This is a genomic window from Bombilactobacillus bombi, from assembly GCF_013607485.1.
GTDB lineage: Bacteria > Bacillota > Bacilli > Lactobacillales > Lactobacillaceae > Bombilactobacillus > Bombilactobacillus bombi_A.
The window spans coordinates 1-1,431 of the sequence record NZ_SCHP01000123.1 but is presented as its reverse complement, the minus strand read 5'-3'; the positions used below and the strand labels follow the sequence as shown (position 1 = coordinate 1,431).

Genomic DNA, 1,431 nt, shown 5'->3' with positions numbered 1-1,431 from the left:
TTTATAAAAACTTTAATAATCTATTCAGACATTTTTTATAATCAAAGAGGTTGAAAATATAATATTATGAATTTTGGAAAATTTTTATATGGAGCGGCATATTATTATGAATATCTACCATATGAGCGTTTAGAAAAAGATATTAAAATGATGAAAGCTGCACATATTAATTTAGTTCGTATTGGTGAAAGCACTTGGAGCACTTATGAGCCACAAGAGGGTATATTTGATTTTAACAAATTAATTAAAGTTATTAAGTCAATGAATAAAGCAAATATTAAAGTAATAGTGGGTACACCAACATATGCAATACCCACTTGGATGAGTAAAAAATATCCTGAAGTTATGTTAACAGATCAAACCGGAAAGCGAAAATATGGTGCTAGACAATTAATTGATATAACTAATCCTACATTTTTATTTTTTGCTGAGAGAATTATTAAAAAAATTATCACTATTACCTCAGTATTTGATAATGTTATTGGTTATCAGGCCGATAATGAAACCAAACATTTTAATACTAGTAGTAGTAACATTTATATAGCTTTTCAAAAATATTTAAAAGAGAAATATAATGGCAATATAGAACAATTAAATTATGATTATGGCCTTGATTATTGGAGTAATAGGATTAATTCATGGGAAGATTTTCCACCTATTAATTCTACTATTAATGGAAGTTTAGGAGCATCATTTGAAAAATTTCAAAGGAATCTTGTAACTAATTATTTGAAATGGCAGACTAACATTATTAAAGATTATAAAAAAGATAATCAATTCATTACTAGTAATTTTGATTTTGATTGGAGACATAATTCGTATGGCCTGAATCCCTACGCAAATCATTTTAAAATATCTAAAAATTTTGATATAGTTGCTGTGGATATTTATCATCCTAGTCAAGATAATTTAGATGGGGTTGAAATATCATTATTTGGTGATATTGCTCGTTCTATAAAAAATAATAATTATATTGTTATGGAGACACAATCCCAGGGGTTTAAAGAATGGGTACCTTATCCTGGTCAATTACGCTTACAAGCATATAGTCATATAGCATCGGGAGCCAGTGTTATTAGTTATTGGCCTTGGGCATCTATTCATAATGGATATGAGACCTATTGGAAGGGGCTATTAGGACATGATTTTCAGAAAAATCCTATATATGACGAATCTGTAAAAATAGGAAGTGAACTGAATAATTATGGAAATTTATTTTTAGAAACTAAAAAAAATAATAAAGTAGCTATAATTGTTAGCAATCAAAGTTTAACTGCTATTGATTGGTTCCCTTATAGAAAAATTAATGATTCATTAAAAAAACACGGAGATCATCAGTATAATGATGTTTTAAGGTCTTATTACGATTCACTTTATAGATTAAATATTGAAGTAGATATTCTACCAATTGATGATAAAAGAATTTTTAAT

The 1,431-nt window shown here is 27.2% G+C and carries 1 protein-coding gene; it reads left to right on the top strand.

From position 1 onward, the window contains the following. Positions 1 to 66: 66 nt before the first annotated feature. Positions 67 to 1,431: beta-galactosidase (locus EQ827_RS08715; RefSeq protein ID WP_181190587.1), on the top strand; the 1,365-nt coding region annotated here is incomplete at its 3' end.